The organism is Streptomyces sp. YKOK-I1, assembly GCF_054660435.1.
Genome location: NZ_BAAGDR010000001.1, coordinates 7342542 through 7361442, shown reverse-complemented (window position 1 = coordinate 7361442; position 18901 = coordinate 7342542). Strand labels below are relative to the sequence as shown.

At 67.0% G+C, this 18901-nt stretch carries 15 protein-coding genes; 6 read left to right on the top strand and 9 right to left on the bottom strand.

Annotated features, from left to right (window positions below; genetic code table 11):
- Positions 1-273: 273 nt before the first annotated feature.
- The gene (gene rpsO, locus ACYQ8Q_RS32900) at positions 274-561 is read right to left on the bottom strand and encodes a 30S ribosomal protein S15 (protein WP_016432306.1); all 288 of its coding nucleotides are present in this window, start codon (positions 559-561) and stop codon (positions 274-276) included.
- Between the two features lie 284 nt (positions 562-845).
- Here rpsO and ACYQ8Q_RS32895 point away from each other — a divergent pair, with 284 nt between their 5' ends.
- Positions 846-1139, top strand: coding sequence for a DUF397 domain-containing protein (locus tag ACYQ8Q_RS32895; RefSeq protein WP_460070141.1), 294 nt, complete (start codon positions 846-848; stop codon positions 1137-1139).
- Positions 1140-1212: 73 nt separating this feature from the next.
- On the opposite strand, the gene eccD is transcribed toward ACYQ8Q_RS32895, so the two are convergent.
- Entirely contained in the window at positions 1213-2655 is a 1443-nt protein-coding gene (gene eccD / locus ACYQ8Q_RS32890) for a type VII secretion integral membrane protein EccD (protein WP_460073587.1), read from the bottom strand.
- A gap of 384 nt (positions 2656-3039) precedes the next feature.
- On the opposite strand from eccD, the gene eccCa reads away from it, so the two are divergent.
- A complete protein-coding gene (gene eccCa, locus ACYQ8Q_RS32885) occupies positions 3040-7011 on the top strand; it encodes a type VII secretion protein EccCa (protein WP_460070139.1) in 3972 nt (1323 codons plus the stop codon).
- A gap of 123 nt (positions 7012-7134) precedes the next feature.
- On the opposite strand, the gene ACYQ8Q_RS32880 is transcribed toward eccCa, so the two are convergent.
- The 5 genes from ACYQ8Q_RS32880 to ACYQ8Q_RS32860 all read right to left on the bottom strand — a co-directional run bounded on the left by ACYQ8Q_RS32880 (position 7135) and on the right by ACYQ8Q_RS32860 (position 11409).
- Positions 7135-7434, bottom strand: coding sequence for a WXG100 family type VII secretion target (locus tag ACYQ8Q_RS32880; protein ID WP_460070137.1), 300 nt, complete (start codon positions 7432-7434; stop codon positions 7135-7137).
- Positions 7435-7508: 74 nt separating this feature from the next.
- Positions 7509-7856, bottom strand: coding sequence for a WXG100 family type VII secretion target (locus ACYQ8Q_RS32875; protein WP_399102432.1), 348 nt, complete (start codon positions 7854-7856; stop codon positions 7509-7511).
- 47 nt (positions 7857-7903) lie between these two features.
- Positions 7904-9118, bottom strand: a complete 1215-nt coding sequence (locus ACYQ8Q_RS32870; RefSeq protein WP_460073585.1) for a S8 family serine peptidase — start codon at positions 9116-9118, stop codon at positions 7904-7906.
- Between the two features lie 90 nt (positions 9119-9208).
- Entirely contained in the window at positions 9209-10957 is a 1749-nt protein-coding gene (locus tag ACYQ8Q_RS32865) for a hypothetical protein (protein WP_460070135.1), read from the bottom strand.
- Positions 10958-10959: 2 nt separating this feature from the next.
- Positions 10960-11409, bottom strand: coding sequence for a hypothetical protein (locus tag ACYQ8Q_RS32860; protein ID WP_460070133.1), 450 nt, complete (start codon positions 11407-11409; stop codon positions 10960-10962).
- A 352-nt stretch (positions 11410-11761) separates the two neighbouring features.
- Between ACYQ8Q_RS32860 and ACYQ8Q_RS32855 the strand changes: the two genes are divergently transcribed.
- The 4 genes from ACYQ8Q_RS32855 to ACYQ8Q_RS32840 all read left to right on the top strand — a co-directional run bounded on the left by ACYQ8Q_RS32855 (position 11762) and on the right by ACYQ8Q_RS32840 (position 15793).
- Complete coding sequence (locus ACYQ8Q_RS32855) at positions 11762-12214, top strand: hypothetical protein (RefSeq protein ID WP_460070131.1); 453 nt, start codon at positions 11762-11764, stop codon at positions 12212-12214.
- A 3-nt stretch (positions 12215-12217) separates the two neighbouring features.
- The gene (locus ACYQ8Q_RS32850; RefSeq protein ID WP_460070129.1) at positions 12218-14521 is read left to right on the top strand and encodes a hypothetical protein; all 2304 of its coding nucleotides are present in this window, start codon (positions 12218-12220) and stop codon (positions 14519-14521) included.
- A 3-nt stretch (positions 14522-14524) separates the two neighbouring features.
- Positions 14525-15208 carry a hypothetical protein gene (locus tag ACYQ8Q_RS32845; protein WP_460070127.1) on the top strand — a complete coding sequence of 228 codons (684 nt, stop codon included), beginning with the start codon at positions 14525-14527 and terminating at the stop codon, positions 15206-15208.
- Positions 15209-15280: 72 nt separating this feature from the next.
- Positions 15281-15793, top strand: coding sequence for a hypothetical protein (locus tag ACYQ8Q_RS32840; protein WP_460070125.1), 513 nt, complete (start codon positions 15281-15283; stop codon positions 15791-15793).
- A gap of 6 nt (positions 15794-15799) precedes the next feature.
- Here ACYQ8Q_RS32840 and mycP read toward each other — a convergent pair whose 3' ends face one another.
- Positions 15800-17083 (bottom strand): type VII secretion-associated serine protease mycosin, encoded by a 1284-nt coding sequence (mycP, locus tag ACYQ8Q_RS32835; RefSeq protein WP_460070124.1) that lies wholly within the window; start codon positions 17081-17083, stop codon positions 15800-15802.
- Positions 17084-17108: 25 nt separating this feature from the next.
- Positions 17109-18632, bottom strand: coding sequence for a type VII secretion protein EccB (eccB, locus tag ACYQ8Q_RS32830; RefSeq protein WP_460070122.1), 1524 nt, complete (start codon positions 18630-18632; stop codon positions 17109-17111).
- Positions 18633-18901: the final 269 nt, after the last annotated feature.

The following is an 18901-nucleotide window of genomic DNA, read 5'->3' as shown; positions in this document are numbered from 1 at the left end:
GTGCGGTGCGGGCCGGTCTTCGATCGAAGCACCCGGGGTTCGCTTTCCCCGGGGGCCACTACCGAGGACCGGCGGCGGCTAGGTGCGCTTCTCCTCGTTCGGTGGGTGTTGCGGTGTGATGCGTCGGGTGTGACGCGTTGGGCGTCTTCACCCTGTGTCGTGCGTCATGCGTTGTGCTACCACACTACAAAGGGGTGGTGACACTCCGCACGTTTCCGTATGTACAGCAAAAGGGAGCGGCCCCCAAGACGGGAACCGCTCCCTCCACGCGTCTTACTTGGCGCCGGCCGCACCACGGCGGATGCCGAGGCGGTCGACCAGCGTACGGAAGCGCTGGATGTCCTTCTTGGCCAGGTACTGCAGCAGGCGACGACGCTGACCGACCAGGATCAGCAGACCCCGGCGGGAGTGGTGGTCGTGCTTGTGGGTCTTGAGGTGCTCGGTCAGGTCGGAGATCCGACGCGAGAGCATGGCGACCTGGACCTCGGGGGAGCCGGTGTCGCCCTCCTTCTGGCCGAACTCGGCGATGATCTGCTTCTTCGTAGCGGCGTCGAGCGACACGCGTACTCCTCATGGTCTGTGTGTGGCCACCGAGTGCCCCCGGTCTGCTTCTCGGGGTGGCTTCCGTAACTCGGGAGGCGGGATCCGCTGGGCGCGGCCTCCGATCCCTCGATACGGAGGGTTCCGGGGGCGCGTACACAAACGGCCGACAGTCAGGGTACCAGGAGGTGGCGGGCACCTTCGCCCGGGTATCCGAACCACCTCGGCGGTGGGCGTGGGGCCACTAGGGTGACGCTCGGATCGTAGACGGAGCGAAGTCGGTTCGGGGAAGGGGACGCTGCGCCATGGCGGAGACCGAAGCGGAGATGAAGGCGCGCAAGGAGCGCGAGCGGGACGAGCTGTACGCGCTCGACATCTCCGGCGTCGAGTGGAAGTGCGCACCGGGCACCGAGGAGCACGAGGAACGCGTCGAGATCGCGGACCTGCCCGGGGGCGCGGTGGCGATGCGGTCCTCTCTGGATCCGGAGACGGTGCTGCGGTACACGGAGGGGGAATGGCGGGCGTTTGTGCTGGGGGCGCGGGATGGGGAGTTCGATCTGGATCGGACGCCGCACCCTGCGGAGCCTTCGGCGGAGTGACCCTTACGGGAAAGGGGCGGCACACGTGTGTGCCGCCCCTTTCCCGATCCGGCGCCCGCCGGCGCGTCGTCCGTCAGCCGGTCATGGACCGTACCTGCGAGTACACGTCGAAGACGGCCAGGGCCAGCGGGATCAGCGTGAGCAGGACGAAGCTCTCGGCGATCTCCAGGAAGCGCCCCCAGAAGGGAGTGACGCCCCGGCGTGGGGCGATCAGACCGATCGCGGTGACCACCGCGGTGCCCGCGGCGACTGCTGCCGCGAGCCAGACGCTGCGCATGTTGAGGCCGGTGGTGTCGCCCAGGAGGGCATCGCGCCAGTACTCCGGCGGCGGGTTCAGGGCGAGCCCCAGGCCGAGGAAGACCAGAGCGGCGAGGCCCGCGGCCAAGGTGGCGCCGACCTGCGCCGTGTAACGGAACAGGTGGGCTCGCATCAGCATCGCGACGCCGGTCGCCAGGGCGAGAAGCTGTGCCCAGACGTTGTCGGAGAAGCCGAGGACGATCGACGCGCCCACCGAGACGAGCGCACAGCCCCCGACGAGGCCGACGAGGAGTTCATGTCCGCGGCGGGCCTGGGCCGCGATGCGGTCGGCGTCGACGGGCTCCTGGGAGACGGACTCACCCGAGTCGAATCCGCCGCGGGCGCTGTTGGGCGGTTCGAAGCCGATGGGCAGCCTGGCGAAGCGCATGGACAGGCCCGGTAGGAAGGCAAGCGCGACGACCGAGAGGGGGGCACAGACGGCAGCCGTCTCGATGGGCTCCAGCTCGGTGAGGATCGCGACGAACGTGGTGACGAGACCGATCACGGAGGCGAAGACGCAGGCGACGAAGGGGCCGTCGCCACTGGGTGACACGAGGGTGAGCACCACCGTGCCGATGAGGACCGCAGTGCAGGCGAGCAGGAACTGGAGCCTTCCGATGCCCTGCCCCTCGGAGAGCGACAGCAGTCCCGAGCCCGCCACCGCGATGTTCGGTACGGCTCCCAGGCCCAGGGCGATCGCGGAGCCCCGGTCGTCGTACACACGCGCTCGTACACACGCGATGGCGACGAGCAGGACACCCATGACGCCGGCGAGGACGCCCTGCAAGCTGTGCATGTCGTGGCGGATCTGCGAGTTCCACGCCACGAAGGCGAGCAGTGCGGGCAGGATGCCGCCGGCCACAAGGCCTGCGGCGCGGGTGAGTTCGCCGTTCCACAGGGCCCGGTCGCGGGTCACGGCGGAGGCCACCGCTTCCGAGACGTCGTCGAGGACGGCGGGGGGAAGCGACTCCGAGAACGGGCGGAGGGTCAGCAGTTCGCCGTCGAGGATGCGCTGCGCGGTGAAGGACCAGGCACCGTCGAGGACGGTCCCGTCACGGCGGACCAGGTGGTAGCCGACGGGGGCGCCCTCGGCGGGGCTCTGCTGGGAGAGCCTCAGGATCTCCGGGTACAGGTCGGCCACGGGTACGTCGTCGGGCAGTGCCACGTCGATGCGGCTGTCGGGCGCCACGATGGTGACCCGACAGAAGCCGAACCCCATGCCCGCCCCCGAAGGGGCTCCGGTGCCCGTTCCGCCGGTCGGCGCAGAGGCCGTCGTGCTCACCTGTTGTTCCCCCTCGTCGGTGGTGGGGGTGGAAGTGGAATGCCACCGCCCACGCTTCCGCTCGTGAACATGTCGTGGAGGTAGTGCGGCTCCGTGGGTCAACCCCGTCGTCGCGCCCGGAACTTACGGGAGGCGCTTGCTTGGAACGTGAGGGATTGCCCGGTTTTCCCGGACCGATTCGCAACTGCTCACACGTCTCACGGGCACCCTACCGCCCGCTGTTGTCCACGGTTGTCAGTAGGATCGCGCTTCGCGACCGGCGTCCGCCTGACACGGGGCGGCGGACGAAAAAACCCGGTCCGGCAAGGGAATTGGTGTGCAGTGAGCCACGTCGTCGTCAAGCGTCCACCACGGGTGCTGCCGAAGGAAGTGCCCACAGACGAGGTAGTGCTCCAGCCTCCCCCCGAGCTTCCGCGCGGGCAGCAGGAGGGTGCGCTGATGCAGCTGCTGCCGATGCTCGGCATGGGTGGGTCCGTGGTGTTCTTCTTCAATCCCCAGGCCCAGCCCTTCATGAAGATCATGGGCATGGTGATGGTGGCTTCCACGATCGCCATGGGAATCGCGATGCTGGTCCGCTACCGCCGCGGCAGCCAGGGACAGTTGGCAGACATGCGCCGCGACTATCTGCGGTATCTGTCACAGACGCGGCGCACCACCGTGGCAACGGCGCTGGCCCAGCGCGACGCACAGTACTACCTGCATCCTTCGCCCGAGCAACTGTGGGCGCTGGTCGCCGAGGGCAGCCGGGTGTGGGAGCGGCGCACCGGGGACGAGGACTTCGGACAGGTCCGCGTGGGGCTGGGCGCGCAGTCCCTGGCCACTCCCCTGGTCCTGCCTCAGACCGCGCCGGTCGACGAGTTGGAGCCGCTGACCGCGGGTGCCATGCACCGCTTCCTGGCCACTCACTCGACTCTTGACGACCTGCCGATGGCGGTCTCGCTGCGCGCCTTCTACCACGTGACGATCAGCGGCGAGCCGGGCACCGTGCGCGGCACCACGCGCGCCGTCGTCGCTTCGCTCGCCTCGCTCCATTCCCCCGAGGACCTGGTCATCGCCGTCGCCACCGGGCGCGATTCGGCGTCGGAGTGGGAGTGGGCCAAGTGGCTGCCGCATGTGCAGGCGCCGGGTCTCGCCGACGGCGCGGGCAGCATCCGCCTGATCACGACGGACCCGACGGCGCTGGAGGACCTTCTCGCCACCCGCCTCGAGGGACGGCCGCGCTTCCATCCGGCCGCGCCGCCGGTTTCCGAGCAGCCCCACCTGATGGTCGTACTTGACGGCGTCTTCCTGCCGCCCGCCTCGTTGCTGGCCACCCCCGAGGGTCTCCAGGGTGTGACGGTGCTCGAGGTCGTGCCCGGGGACCTCGCCACCGGCCGCGGCGACCTCTCCGCCGTCGTTCGCCCGAAGGAGCTGCTCCTGGAGTCGGCCCACGGCATGGTCTACGAGGGCACGCCGGACGTGCTGTCGTACGAGGCCGCGGAGGCACTGGCCCGGCAGCTGGCGCCGTTGCGCATGGCATCAGGCGGAGACGACGACGAACCCTTGCTCGCCGCACTGGAGTTCACGGATCTGTTGAACCTGGGTGACGCCGCCTCGGTCGATCCGAAGCGGACCTGGCGTCCGCGCTCGCAGTCCGAGCGGCTGCGCGTGCCGATCGGTGTCGGCGAGGACGGCAGGCCCGTGATGCTCGACCTCAAGGAGGCCGCCCAGGAGGGGATGGGGCCGCACGGTCTGTGTGTCGGTGCGACCGGTTCCGGAAAGTCGGAACTGCTGCGCACTCTGGTCCTCGGCCTCGCCGTGACCCACTCCTCCGAAACGCTGAACTTCGTCCTGGCCGACTTCAAGGGTGGTGCGACGTTCGCGGGCATGGCCCGGATGCCGCATGTGGCCGCCGTCATCACCAACCTCGCGGATGATCTGACCCTCGTCGACCGTATGGGTGACTCGATCCGCGGTGAGCTCAACCGCCGGCAGGAAATGCTCCGCGACGCGGGCAACTACGCGAACATCCACGACTACGAGAAGGCTCGTGCGGCCGGTGCCGCACTACAGCCGATCCCCTCACTCGTTCTCGTCATCGACGAGTTCAGCGAACTCCTCACGGCCAAGCCCGACTTCATCGAGATGTTCGTGCAGATCGGCCGCATCGGCCGTTCGCTGGGCGTGCATCTGCTGCTCGCGTCGCAGCGCCTGGAGGAGGGCCGCCTCAGAGGCCTCGAGACCTATCTGTCGTACCGCATCGGTCTGCGTACGTTCTCGGCGGCCGAGTCCCGTGCCGCGATCGGCGTCCCGGACGCCTACGAGTTGCCGAACGTCCCCGGCTCCGGCTACCTGAAGTTCGGTACGGACGAAATGGTCCGCTTCAAGGCGGCGTACGTCTCCGGGGTGTACCGCACTAGTTCGCAGCATGCGGCGGATTTCGGCGGACCGCTTCCCGTGGACCGCAGGCCCGTGCTGTTCACGGCGGCCGAAGTCCCGGTCCAGTACGTGCAGGTGCCGCGGCAGCGCGAGGAGAGAACCGACGAGACGGACGACGCGCTCGCCGACACGGTCCTCGACGTGATCGTGCGACGACTGGAGGCGCAGGGCCCCGCCGCCCACCAGGTGTGGTTGCCGCCACTGGACAGCCCGCCGTCGCTCGACGCGCTCCTGCCCGGTCTCACACCGGTGCCGGACCGGGGCATGACCCAGCCGGGCTACGAAGGAGCGGGCCGGCTCGTCATCCCGGTCGGCATCGTCGACAAACCGTTCGAGCAGCGGCGGGACCCGCTGTGGGCCGACTTCAGCGGTGCGGCCGGCCACATGCAGATCCTCGGCGGCCCTCAGTCCGGCAAGTCAACGCTGCTGCGCTCGATCGTCGCATCGTTCGCGCTCACGCACACGCCGCACGAAGTGCAGTTCTACGGGCTGGACTTCGGCGGCGGCGGATTGTCGGCCGTGACAGGCCTGCCGCACGTGGGCGGGGTGGCCTCGCGCCTCGACCCCGAGAAGGTACGCCGCACAACGGCAGAGGTGTACGGCATCCTGACCCGCCGCGAGGAGTACTTCCGATCCGCGGGGATCTCCTCGATCGCGGAGTTCCGGACGCGCCGTGCGCGGGGCGACATCTCCATGGCCGACCAGCCCTGGGGCGATGTCTTCCTGGTCATCGACGGCTGGGGGAACTTCCGTACGGACTACGAGGCGTTGGAGCCTCTGGTGCTGGACATCGCGGCTCGCGGGCTCGGTTACGGCATCCACGTGGTCCTCACCGCGTCCCGCGCCATGGAGGTCCGTTCCAACCTCAAGGACCACCTGATGAACCGCCTGGAGCTGCGGCTCGGCGACCCCATGGACTCCGAGTTCGACCGCAAGGTCGCGGCCAATGTGCCCACGGGTGTGCCGGGACGTGGCCAGACCCCGCAGAAGCAGCACTTCATGGCGGCGGTTCCGCGTATCGACGGGTTGTCCTCCGACACGGATCTGGCGGACGCAACGGCGGCCCTCGCCACTGAGGTCTCCCGACACTGGCAGTTGCCGGGTGCGCCCGAGGTGCGCCTGCTGCCGAGGCAACTCCGGGCTAGCCAACTGCCTCCGGGCGACCGGTTCCCGAACCGCGGCATCTCCTTCGCCCTCGACGAGGACAACCTCGAGCCAGTGTTCGTGGACTTCGAGCAGGACCCGTTCTTCCTCGTCTTCGGCGAGAGCGAGTCCGGCAAGTCGAACGTGCTGAAGCTGCTCATCCAGCGCCTCACCGAGCGCTACGACGGCAGCGTCTGCAAGCTGTTCGTCGTCGACAACCGCCGTTCCCTGCTCGGCGTGACCCCTTCCTCGCACCTGGCCGAGTACATCCCGATGTCGAACCAGATGCAGCACCACATGGAGGCGCTCGCCGACCTGATGCAGCGTCGTACGCCGACCGCGGACGTCACCGCGGAGCAGTTGCGCAACCGTAGCTGGTGGCGCGGTCCCACGGTGTACGTGGTCATCGACGACTACGACCTCGTCTCCACATCCAGTGGCAACCCGCTCGCGGGTCTGACGGAACTGCTTCCGTTCGCCCGCGACGTCGGTGTCCGCTTCATCATCGCCCGCTCCACGGCGGGCGCCGGCCGGGCCGGCTACGAACCCTTCATGCAGCGCGTCAAGGAACTCGGCGCCCAGGGCGTGGTCCTGGCCGGTGACCAGGCGGAGGGGGATCTGCTGGGTGGGGTGCGGCCTCGGCCCATGCCTGCCGGGCGGGGTGTGTTCGTCTCGCGTAAGCGTGGGAAGCCGCTGGTCCAGGTGGGACTGGTCGCGGACGAGGACGTGTGACGGGAAGACGTCTCAGCGACAGGGCACCCCGGGGCGGCGGGCTGGAGCTGCTGCCGTGACACACAGGAACGGGGTGGGCGCCTCCCGCGCGCACCCACCCCGTGTTCCTGCCACCGCTTTCGCCTACTGCAAGTAGCTGGCGGCCTTCTTGTCGCCTTCCATGTACGTACCGCCGGCCGTGAACACGACGTGGCCGATGCCCGTCAGCGCCGTGTGGATGTCGGTGGCTTCCTTGTCCCACCGCGCCAGCTTCTCGTCGAAGTGCTGCGCGGCCTGGCCCTGCCAGTACTGCTTGCTGTTCAGTACCAGCTGCTTGAGCTCCTGCAGATCTTGCTCCAGCTGCTTCGCCTCGTTGGCGATCTTCGTCGCCGCGAAGTCGAGCCCGTCATAAGTGACGCTCAGTCCGTCGGTGTTACGACCCATTCCCGTTTACCTCGTTTCCGTCGCGTGTGCCCGGTGGGCGGCGAATTCCGCCCGTGCCCTGAGTGCTGCCAGTCTCAGTACGACGTCAGAGGAGACGCCTTGACGGTGGGAGCACCGTCATTGAGGTCGATCTTGTTGGCCGCCGCGCGGACCTCGTCTTCCTTGCTGTCCTTGATGTTGCGTGCCGTGGTCATCGCGTCGATGACCTCGCTGAGGATGTTGCCGAGGCCCTGCAGCGACTCGTTGATCTCGTACTGCTTCCTGTCAAACGCGGCGCGACCGATACCGTCCCACTGGCCTTCGAGGCCATCGATCACGCCCTGAAGCGAGTGCACGCGCTTGCGGATGCCCTCGTACTTCTCGTACATCTGCTTCTGCAGCAGGACGACTGCTGCGTCTTCAAGCTTCTGGTTGTCTGCCATGATCGGTCCGCCCTCCTATGTCTGTTGCTTGATCCAACGATCTCGGCTCATCGTCCGGCGTCGCGCCGTGCTCGCACCACAGCCGCGCCGCCGCCACCGAGCACGATCACCGTGCCGACGGCGCCCAGCACGATCCAGAGCACATTGCTGTCCTCCGACGACTCCGCGCGGGATCCCGCCGCCGAGGTGCCGCCGGTGGAGTTCTTTTCGGTGGGTCGCGAGGAGGAGGCGGAAGAGGAAGGGGAAGCCGAGGATTCCTTCGTCGTTCCTCCCTCGTTTTCCTTGGCCAGCGGATCAACATTCGCGGGACCGGCGTCGTAGTCGGGGTCCTCGAGGACGACGCGCGGGCGAATGGCTCCATAGCCGAGGTACGTGCTCGGGTCGTCCTTCGCCCAGTCACGGCCCGCCGTGTCGATCAGAGATCGTACGACCTGGTTGACCGTCCAAGTCGGGTGGGCGGACCAGATCAGGGCGGCAGACGCGGCGGTGATGGCGGTCGCGGGACTCGTACCAGCGCTGTTGTCGCAATATGCGCGGAAGTTGGCGTCACACCACCCTGGAAAATCCTGGCCCGGTGCGGCCAGGTCGACATAGTTTCCATGGGAAGAGAACTTCGACACTGTGCCCGACTCGTCCATTGACGATACGCCAATTACGTAGGGATAGGCGGCAGGGTAATCTATCAGGCCCTTGCCTTCGCCGGCATTGCCGGCAGCAGCGACAAGCAGCTTTCCTTTTGACGCCGCATATTCGATCGCGGCTTCGTCCTCATCAGTCGTCATGCCCCCGATGGACATGCTGATGATCTTCACGTCGGTATCGGCAGCCGCTCTGACTGCCTCCCAGGCCGCAGGGGTCTTCTTCTTCTCTTCCGCTCCCTTGAGGCCGTCGAGCTCGACACGGTATGGGACGATCTTTGCCCCCGGCGCCAGCCCTTGCAGCCCACCGTCCGATCCCGTGCCCGCGATCAGCTCGGCCATGGTCGTGCCGTGCCCGAGATAGTCATTCGTCGCACCGTACGAAACCGACTTGGGGACTTCATCGGCCAGGACCTGCCCCTTCAGCGAAGGCGTACTGGGGTTCACCCCGGTGTCGATGACAGCGACCTTGACGCCCTTCCCCGTACCGGCCTTCCACATCTCCTCGGCCTGCATCGGTTCCAGATACCACTGCTTCGACTGCGCGTCGTATGCGGCAGCGCCCGGCGCGAATCCGACTGTCATGACGGCCAGGGCGCCGACGATTGCACCCACTGTTCGCAATCGTCTCGCGCTGTGTGTCCCGCGGAGAGCAACCCGCTCCGCTCGCCGGCCGGTCCCTGGCTCCATGGCGTTGTATGTCCTCGCTCGCGCTCAATTGATGACCGGCGGCACATCGCGCCGCGGCTGTGTGGGCAAATGCGTCTCTTCGTCCTCGACCAGATGGTCGGGCCGCTTTGTTCCCTGCGTGTTCTGTCGGTCGGGGGGATTTCCCTGATCGGCCGATCCTCGCACGAGTCCGGCGCCGCCACGTGTCATGCCGTTTCGTTCGGCTCGGGCGACGGAATTGTGAGCGGCCGGCCTGCCGGTGACAGCCTCGGATGCCCCCGTGTTCTGACGAACCGAGGTCGCGGCCGGGCCAGGCCTCGCAGCGGGCTCAGGCGCTCCGAAGACGCCACGCTGTCCAGGACCGCCGGCCGTGGGCCGCGAGTTCGGTGCGCCCTCGGCACCGATGACCGTGCCGCGGGGCGCTCTCGCCCCACCATTCGAAGGGCCGGAGGAAGCCGTGGGCCGCCCCCCGACCACGCCATTTGCTCGTCCTGCCCCGGTGCTTGGGGGACCACCCGCTCTCGACGTGGGCGTCCCCGTGGCCCTCGGCGTACCTCCAGTGACGCCTCGGCCCATCGGAGACGCCTTCGATCCAGACGTGGCGCCCTTGGCAGCAGTCTGTCCAGGAGCCCCGGCATGGCCCGTCTGACTCGTAGGCCCTCGACCTGCCCCAGGCCCCGAACCCGGGTTACCCATGCCGGAGGCGCCGACCCTGCCCTGGGCGGACAAAGGCGTTCGGGCTCCGCCAGGTCCCGCGCCCCTGCCTGAGAGGCCGTTGGAGATCGGGGCGGGGTAGCCGCCTCCGAACGCACCTGCCTGGCCGCTGACCGGCCCAGCGGTACCCGTGGCCGCTGGTGGGTTGCCCACGGGAAGTGCCACGGACGGTTCTGGCAGCACGCCGACGCTGTCAATGTTCGTACCGACCGGGTGATCCGGGTACACGATGCGCCCTGCGCCGTCCTTCGACGAGGCCGTGCCACCACTGTCGCCGTGCCCGACGACATGGCCTGCGCTGTGCGGAGTCGTGACGGTCCTCGACGCGCCGTCCCGAGTGCCACCCGACGCCGACTCCCCAGGAGCAGGGTCTACCGACCGTACCGGCGAAGGCACGCCGACGTCAGGCATGACCGTGAACTCCGGCGCCTCGAGAGAAGCCAGCTGCTCCTCCGACACCGTGTAGTACGACGACAACCGGTTCATCTGGTTGATCGCCTCTTGACGGTTCTTCTCCACCTGGACGGCGGCGGTGTACTCGTCGTTGCTCTGGACCCGTCTGGCCTCCGGGATGTCCGAGACGGCCTTCGGGTCCGTGCGTGTGTCGCGTGCGGGCATGGCCTTGCGTACCGACGCCAGCCCGGTGGCGGCGGCCATGATCTGGTCGCCCGCCGATCCGGCGAAGTCGCTCAGACCCTTGGTGCTGGTGACAAGTGAACGGCCCCACTTACGGAACGCGTCACCCGACTCGCCCACCCAGTGGACGTTCTCGATGTGACCGTCGAGTTCCGTGGCTGCCGCCTCGATGGCGTCGCGAGCCGCCCACAGTGCGTTGCCCGACGACTCCAGGTCCTCCGGATTCGTCTGCTCGACCAGGTCGAGCATCTCGTTGAGCCTGTGGCCCTCGAAGTTCGTACGCTGCTGCAGGGCCTGCCCGACCGGAGTGGCTTCGAGCGCGGCGCGGACGGTGTTGTGGAAGAAGCCACCGCCCGGGCGTTCCTCCACACCTCGGGCGAAGTCCGTGACGGAATTCTGCTGCTTGACCCGAGCCAGATCGTCCTGGTGCTGCTTGTCGGTCATCGTCAGAGGCTCCCGCCGGTCTTCGCGTCGTTGGTGCGCTGTACGTCGCCCCTCGCGTCCTGGATCTGTCGGATCTCGGTCTGGATCTCGACGAAACGCTGTCGCTGTTCTTCTTCAAGGTTGTCGAAGCCTCGGTGCGCGCCCAGGACCGCGATGGCGATCCCCTCGATCTGCAGGTGCAAGGTCCTGGAGAGCGAGGTGAGCTCGTCGTGGACCCTGCTGTACTGCAGGTAGAGGCCGTGCGCCTCGGGGAAGGCCGCTGCGCTTCCGCTGTTCAGGGAGCCGGGCTTGATCGTCTGGGCACCCACCCGTTTGGGGTTGCCGGCGGAACCTTCCAGGTCTCGCAGAACGGCGTCCACCCGCTTCAGAAAGGTGGACAGCGCCTCACTGCTGGCTTCCAGGTTGGCCGCTGTGGTGGCCGACGCACCACCCGTCATGTCGATCGGAAGCATGACGCCCCCTCCCCGTATCCCCGTGAAGCCCGTCGACAGGGACGGACCGATCGCTCGCCGTACGATTGCAAAGCGAGCCGTACCTCACAACGCTTTTACCACTGTAGCCACCGGCTACATCCAGCCCAACCGTGGTGTCTGTTGACGTAGTTACGAGGCCGCTCCAGGCATCCCGCTCGCATCGATGGCGATCTTCACCGAACATCCGCGTCTTGATGATCACAGCTGTATGGCAACTGTCCCCAAGCACAATCGGAGTTGCTAGCGTGACCGGGACTCTCTCGCGGAACCCCCAGGGGGCCAGCGGGAGCGGAAGCAGGAGACGCGGCAATACGGGGGAAGGGTCCGGCAGATGGCATGGGACGAATGGGAGCAGCTCAAGAGCGAGGCGCAGCAGCGCCAGCAGAGCTCCGCCCACATGCAGCTCAACCATGTCGACCCTCCTGGGCCCCCCGTCAACAAGCAAGGTGACCTCAAGGCCAGTCAGAGCGACCTCGCGAGGGTCGGGAACGCCGCATTCGACCTGCACCAGCAGTTCGAGCACTTCAGTGACCACGCGCGGGTGAAGTCCATCGCGGCCGGTGACGGTCTGAAGGCCGAGGGCTTCGAGATCGGTTCGGCGCTGACCCATGTGGCCGAGCACTGGGTCGACCAGGTCCAGACGCTGCTCGACGCCACGGCCCACATCTCCAACCACCTCGACTACACCAAGAACGCGCACAACGGCGACGACGTCTTCATCGCCGGCACGGTCAGCAGCATCGCCGACCTCGACAAGGGCTTCGACGAGCGGAAGGGCAGCTGAGCCGTGGACCTGGACGCTCTCCGCTACGGCAACTTCCACCAGCTCGGTGAGGCGGTCACCGACTGGGAGGAAATGGCCAAGAACCTCAAGACCCTCGCCGAAGACGCCGACAAGAACCTCAAGGGCCAGGCTGACAAGGCGAACTGGGCCGGCGTGAACGCGACCGTCACCCGTGAGTTCATCGACAAGACGGCCGGGGAGTTCAAGGACGCACACACCCAGGCCGACACCGTCGCCAAGATCCTCAGCGACACCCGTGGCGAGCTCATCGACTACCGCTCGCAGCTGAACGCCGCCATCGAGCGTGGTGCCGCGAAGAAGCTGACCGTGGGAGACGGCGGCGACGGCACCTTCTTCGTCACCGCGAGCATCCGTCCCGACTGGTACTCCGATCCGAGCGGAGGGAAGGACGCTGCCAGCCAGAAGGACGTCAACGACCTACGCGACGAGATCCAGCGCATCCTCGACAAGGCCACCGAGAGCGACACCACCGCCGCCAAGGCGTTGCGCCTGATCGTCGACTCGGCCAAGTACGGCTTCTCCGGCGCCGATTACGAGAACCGGGACGAAGCGGCGAAGGCCATCAAGGACGCCGACGCGATGGCGAAGATCCTCGCGAAGAACCCGCACGACGTGACGAACACGGAACTCGCCACGCTCAACGGCAATCTGGCGAAGTACAAGAACGACCCGCTCTTCGCGGAGGAGTTCGCCACCACCGTCGGCCCCAAGAAGCTCCTCACCTTCTACGCGGGCGTCGCCGACCCCTACCAGGGCCAGTACGACCCGAAGCGCGCCGAACAGGTCAAGCAGCTCCAGAAGAACCTCGGGAACACCATCGGCCAGGCCACACTCTCGGACAGCGACAAGATGCAGGGCTGGGAACAGCAGATGATCAAGCTCGGCCCGCACGAGCTCGGCATCGACGACGCAAGCAATCCGACCGGCTATACCGTGATGAGCAACCTGATGCGGTTCGGGGACTACGACGATCAGTTCCTGAACGACTACGGCAACAAGCTCCTCGACTACGACAAGAAGGTCAACGGCGAGGGAATCAACCTCTGGGTGAACAACGCGAACCAGAGCGATCTCAACTATTGGGACTACAAGAACGACCGGGGTCGCGACCCCGTGACGGGATTCCTCCAGGCGCTGGGACACAACCCGGGTGCCTCGGAGCAGTTCTTCGCCCGGCCCGACGTCACGGAATACACCATCGGCGACAGGGACACCGTCGACAAGGCCTCCGAACTCAACGAGCACCTCAAGTACCTGACCCAGGATCGCGTCTGGGTGTCCGACAGCTCCCTCGAGGGCAACCACGACTTTGTCGCGGGGCGACAGGCACTCGGACATGCCCTCGAGGCGGCGACGACCGGTTACTCGTACGACGCGAGCGCAGAGACCATCAAGTCCGGCGGGGAACACCGGACACCGGCGACTGCGGCCGTGATGGAGGAAATGGCCTTCCTCTACGGCAGCAAAGAGGGTCCGGGCATGCTGCACGATCAGCCTGAGTTGGCTGCGAGTCTCGGCAAGATGGCCGGTGCGTACATCGACGACATCGACTACAACTTGTCGGGCGTCGGCGAGTACGAAATGGACGCGGGCACCTTCCCCGCGAAGTACGAAGGCCGTGCGAACTTCACCCAAGAAGGTGCCATCAATTTCCTGAGCGTACTCGGTCAGGACGAAAACTCTCACCGCGCCGTCACCGCAGCGCAGCATCTTTATACGCTGAGTGCCCTCGATGCTTACCCGCCGACCAGCAATGCGAACATCGAGCATGCGCATGATGCGCTGACCACAGGGGGATTGGCGCGGGGCATCCTCGACAACTCCCGGGTGGAGCAGGCTGAGGCAGCCTACAAGGACGACGCGGAAGAGGCCAACAAGTCACTGGGCCGCTCCTCCGACTGGATCAAGCTGGGGGTAGGAGCGACCGTCGGAGTCGGCGTCGCCGCCATCCCACTGCCCGGGACGACGGCTGCGGGAATGCTCCTTGCCCCGGTCGCCGCCGATACCGTCGGAGAGGCAGTGAACACCTTCATCGGTCACCAGATCGACAAGGGGGTGGACTCCGCTGAAGCGGATCCGACGGAGCAGGCTCAGCTGACCAGTAGCGAGTTCTACAAGAAGGGCGAAAACCAGCTGGGCTCCGCCTACCACGACTACATCAAGAACAGCCCCGAGGCGGCCAGAAGCGCCGATCTCAATGACTGGAACGCCGATATCCAGAACGCGTACCTCGGGGTTGGGTCCCACGAGAACGACTACCGCGGCCGGACTCCCTCGAAGGACTGATCTGTGCGACAGGAAAACGAACTTTCGCAAAACAGGGCGAGAGGATGCACAGCCCTGCACGCGGCCGTCGGGGTCGCTGTATTGATGTTGAGTGTCTCTGCGTGCAGCGGCAACGACAACGACACGAAAGAGCCGACCCTGACCGCCTCCCAGGTCTGTGACTCCACACTCGACTCATCGGCCGTCGCCGCACTGAAACGCATAGGGAACACGGAGGAATTCGAGGAGCTGACCGGCTCAGCGGACTCCGGGGAGCCGAACAAGTTCTCCCTCAAGCGCGCGGCGAAGACGGTTCACGAAAATCCTTCGCAGCGGAACCAGTGCTGGGTTTACAAGGCGGGAGACAAGAGCGGTCACCCGTTGATCGCTGTGGACTTCTCCGCCATGAATTACACACCCAAGGCCGATGACGTCTCCGAGAACGACGAATCAGAGAACACGATTTACCCGATTGGCGTCTATGCAAAGACACACGAAAACATCAGCGCGTCGATCTACTTCAAGTGCTCCACGCAGGACACGTACATCAATGCGTCCCTCACTACTGCAGGGCAGCTCTCCACAAAAACCACAGGCCGTGACCTCCTGACCGTCCTCAACGCCATCACGCGCGCCATGGCCAAACAACTGGACTGCGCCTCGGAGGCGGCGCTGCCCTCACAGGTTCCGGAGCCCAAGACCGGCTGAGGATGTCCTCTTGAGGCGGCCGGCCGCCTCACGCGCTTCCCCCTCCAATCCGATCACCTACAGGTTGACTGCATGGGACTCTTCGACAAGCTGACCGGAACCAAGCGCCCCGCCGATGGTGTCGCTCCGCGATCCGTCACCGAGGTGCAGACGGCTCTGCTCGGTCTCAACAACCCGGCCGTCCCGTACGTCATCCGGGACGGTCGCGCGGAGGGCGCCGATCTGGTGGCCGAATGGCGTATCCAGGACCCGGCATGGCGGACCTTCTTCGTCCGCACCCAGGTGAGTCGTGTGTTCCAGGTCCGTATGCGCCTGGTCCCCGAGAAGAGCGAAGTCCGCTCCCTGGATCAGCAGTACGAGGTCACGTGGGCCGGCGACACCCCCAGGCTCGCCATCGCGGCCGAAGCCCAACGTGGTCAGGTGCAGACAGTCTCGAAGACCTGGACGCTCGGCCGGAACTCGGATGGCAACCTCGGAGCGACCGAGACGTTCAGCTTCGACAGTTCCGACCTGAAGAACCCCCTCAGGGACGCCGTCACTGGCGCAGGGTGGACCTGGCCCGGAGTCATCATCGGCAAGCTGTGAGCGTTTTCAGTGGATCCGCGAGCCGGCCTCCAGCAGCCTCACGCGCCTGCGCCTCGCGTCCCGCATCGCCACGGCCGCGCCGCTGAGTCCCGCGACCGTCACAAGGCCACCCACCAAGACATAGGTGGCCAGGCGAGTGTTGCGTTGCTCGGCCGTCTCGCCGAGGTGCAGTGGGGTGACCGAGGGGGGTTCGGCCTTCGTCACGCCGCCCTCCGGCTTCGGGGACTCGACCGGGTTCGCCGGGTCCACGTCCGTCAGAGCCCTGACCGGGTCAACCACACCCCAGCCGACCAGGATGTCGTGGCCGGGGATCGAGCGTTCGGCCGTCTGCTCGATCTGGGCTACGACCTCCTGGGCCGTCCAGTCGGGGTACCTGGACTTCAGCAGGGCCGCCACGCCTGCGGCATACGGCGCCGAGAAGCTCGTCCCGTTGTCGGAGCAGTGGCCGCCGCCGGGAACCGTGGAGATCATGTCGACGCCGGGGGCCGCGACGCCCACGAAATCTCCCGCCTGGGAGAAGGACGCGCGTTCGTTGTTGCGATCGGAGGCCGCGACAGCGAGGACGCCCTTGTACGAGGCCGGGTAGGTGACCTTGACGTTGCCGCCCAGCCCGTCGTTGCCGGCTGAGGCGACGACCACGACATTCCTGCCGAGGGCGTAGTTGACGGCGTCCTTCAACCGTGAGTCGGGTTCCACCGCGTTGGTCGTGTCCTGGGAGATGTTGATGACGTCGGCGCCCACCTCGACGGCGTGACGGATCGCCGCGGCAAGGGTCAGGGCCGTTCCGTCGCCCTCCGCGTCGTTCTGCTTGATGGGAATGATCCTGGCGTCGGGGGCCAGGCCCACGAAGCCGGTGCCCGAGGCGGGGCGGGCCGCGATGATGCCGGCCACGCGCGTGCCGTGGCCGACGGTGTCGGTGGTGCCCTGGCTGTTGCCGCGGTCGATCTTCTCGCCGTCGGAGTTCACTGCCGGAAGGTTGTTCATGCCCTTCGACGTGTCGACGGCCTCGGCCAGCTGCGGGTTCTTCACATCCACGCCCGTGTCGATCACGGCCACCTCGACGTCCTTGCCCGTCGACAGCGCCCACAGCTCGTCGAGGTTGACGCGTTGCAGCGCCCAGGGACGGCCGGTGTAGTCCTTCGACGGGAACGTGCACTGGTCGTCCGCCCGAGCCGCAGTCGAGGGCAGAACGAGCACCGAGGTGGTCGCCAACAGCGCCGTCGCGGTGGCCAGCGCCGCCGTGCGGGTCCCCGTGGACCGCCGGCTCCGCAAGTTCCTTGCGTTCAGCATGAGTTCCTTCTTCTGCGCGCAGCGTCTACGAGCCCTGCGGCTGCCGGGCCGCCGACTCCGACAGGCGGGGGCCCGTCGGCAGGAACGTCGACCACACGGCGGGGACGGGCGCGGGCGTCACCTTCTCGTAGCCGAGGCGGATCTGGGCGATCCTGGCCTCGTTCAGCTCGGTCTCGCGCTGCTTGGCGGAGGTGCCGATGCCCTCGTCGCCGGTGGCACTGTCGCTGTTGGACTGAAGGGCGTAGCGCAGGCCCGTGTCGGTGACGAGGAAGACGCCGCCGGACTTGGCGTCCGTGCCCTGGACCTGACGGTAGAGCAGTCCGGAGCCGGCGGTGACGTAGGCGCTGGAGGCACCGGTCGGCAATTCCGCAGGGAAGTCAGTGCCCGCCCAGGTGGAGAGGGTGGTCGCGTTCTTCGCTCCGACCGAGCGCAGGACGTTGCAGACCGTGTTGCGGCCCGTGGTGGCACCGGCGCCGCTGTTCACCATCTTCGGCTTGTACGTCGGCCAGTTGTCGTCGTCCTTGAAGTCGGTGCTGTCGACGACCGCGCCGGGACTGACCTTCTGGGCTTCGCCCGCCTGCCCGACGCCGACGAGCGCGCCGCTGTTGAGCAGCAGCGTGGCGGTGAACTCGGAGATGCGGGCCACGCCGCCGGACTCCACCACGTAGTACTGCATCCGCCGGCCGTCCAACGCCTTGATGACCATGCCGACCTTGTCGTACTCCCCAAGGAGGTCACCGGCGTTCGCCTCCGCGCCCGGTGTGCCCTGGATGGTCGGGATGGAGATCTCGTCGCCCTTGTGCAGGGTGTCGAGCCATTCCTGGGAGACCCGCTGGGGGGCACGGCCCTGTGTGTCGAGAGCCTTGAGGAGTTCCTTGTCGTCCGGGTCCGCCAACCGGTATCCCGTACCCGTGGCGTCGACCACGTACTGGGTCCTGCCGTCCGGGCCGACGACGTACATCAGATCACCGCCGGAGAGCCTGTTGTCGCCCTCGGTCCTGGCCCGCTCCTTCGCGGCGAGGACGAACGCGGCCTTCTGAATGGCCCGCCCTCCCTCTCCGGGACGCTCGCACACCGCCCAGCGTTTGCCGGTCCGGGCCTCGTCCGCGGGAGGCAGGCGGTCGGGGGCGTACGGGATGCCGATCGTGGCGCCGTGCGGGAGCTTCCCGCTGTCCAGGACCTTCTCGTCGACGGTGATGACGCTGCTCTTGCCGGGATCCAGGAGGAGCTTCGCAGAGGCCATGTTGAGAACCGGGTGCAGCTGCTTCTCGCCGTCGGTCTTGAGCACCACGTACCGCGTGGTGGAGTCACTCGCCACGATGACGTGCTCCTCCGGATCGTTCCAGCCCTTGGGTGCCGTGGGGCTGAACAGGCCGATTGCTCCGAACACCGCCAGCACCACTACACCGACCACAGCACCGGGCACCACGGCGGCCAAGGGTTTGGGAGCCCCTTCCTCGGAGCCTGTCGCGGAGGGCTGGAGGAATGACGCGAGCATGCGGCGCTTCGCGAAGGTGTAGGCGTTGAGTTCGTCCCGCCGTGATGCCATCTGTGTCCGCTCTCTCCCCGTGCGGAGCCATGAGGGACTTGTGGAGGTCTGTCCCCCGTCCCCCGGTCGCCTCTGAAAGCTCAACTGTCAGACCCGCCCCCTACTATGCATGTTGCGCGATCGTGCTCGCGCCACGGGTAGGGTGCTCAGGCCTTGCGGAGAGCGGAGCGCAAGGATTCCAGGGAGAGTTCGGGGGTTTTTCGTGAGGGCTTCCCCAGCGCGGGCCCGGTCGCGATCGCAATCGAGGGCGCGCTCGGCGCCGCCGTCGG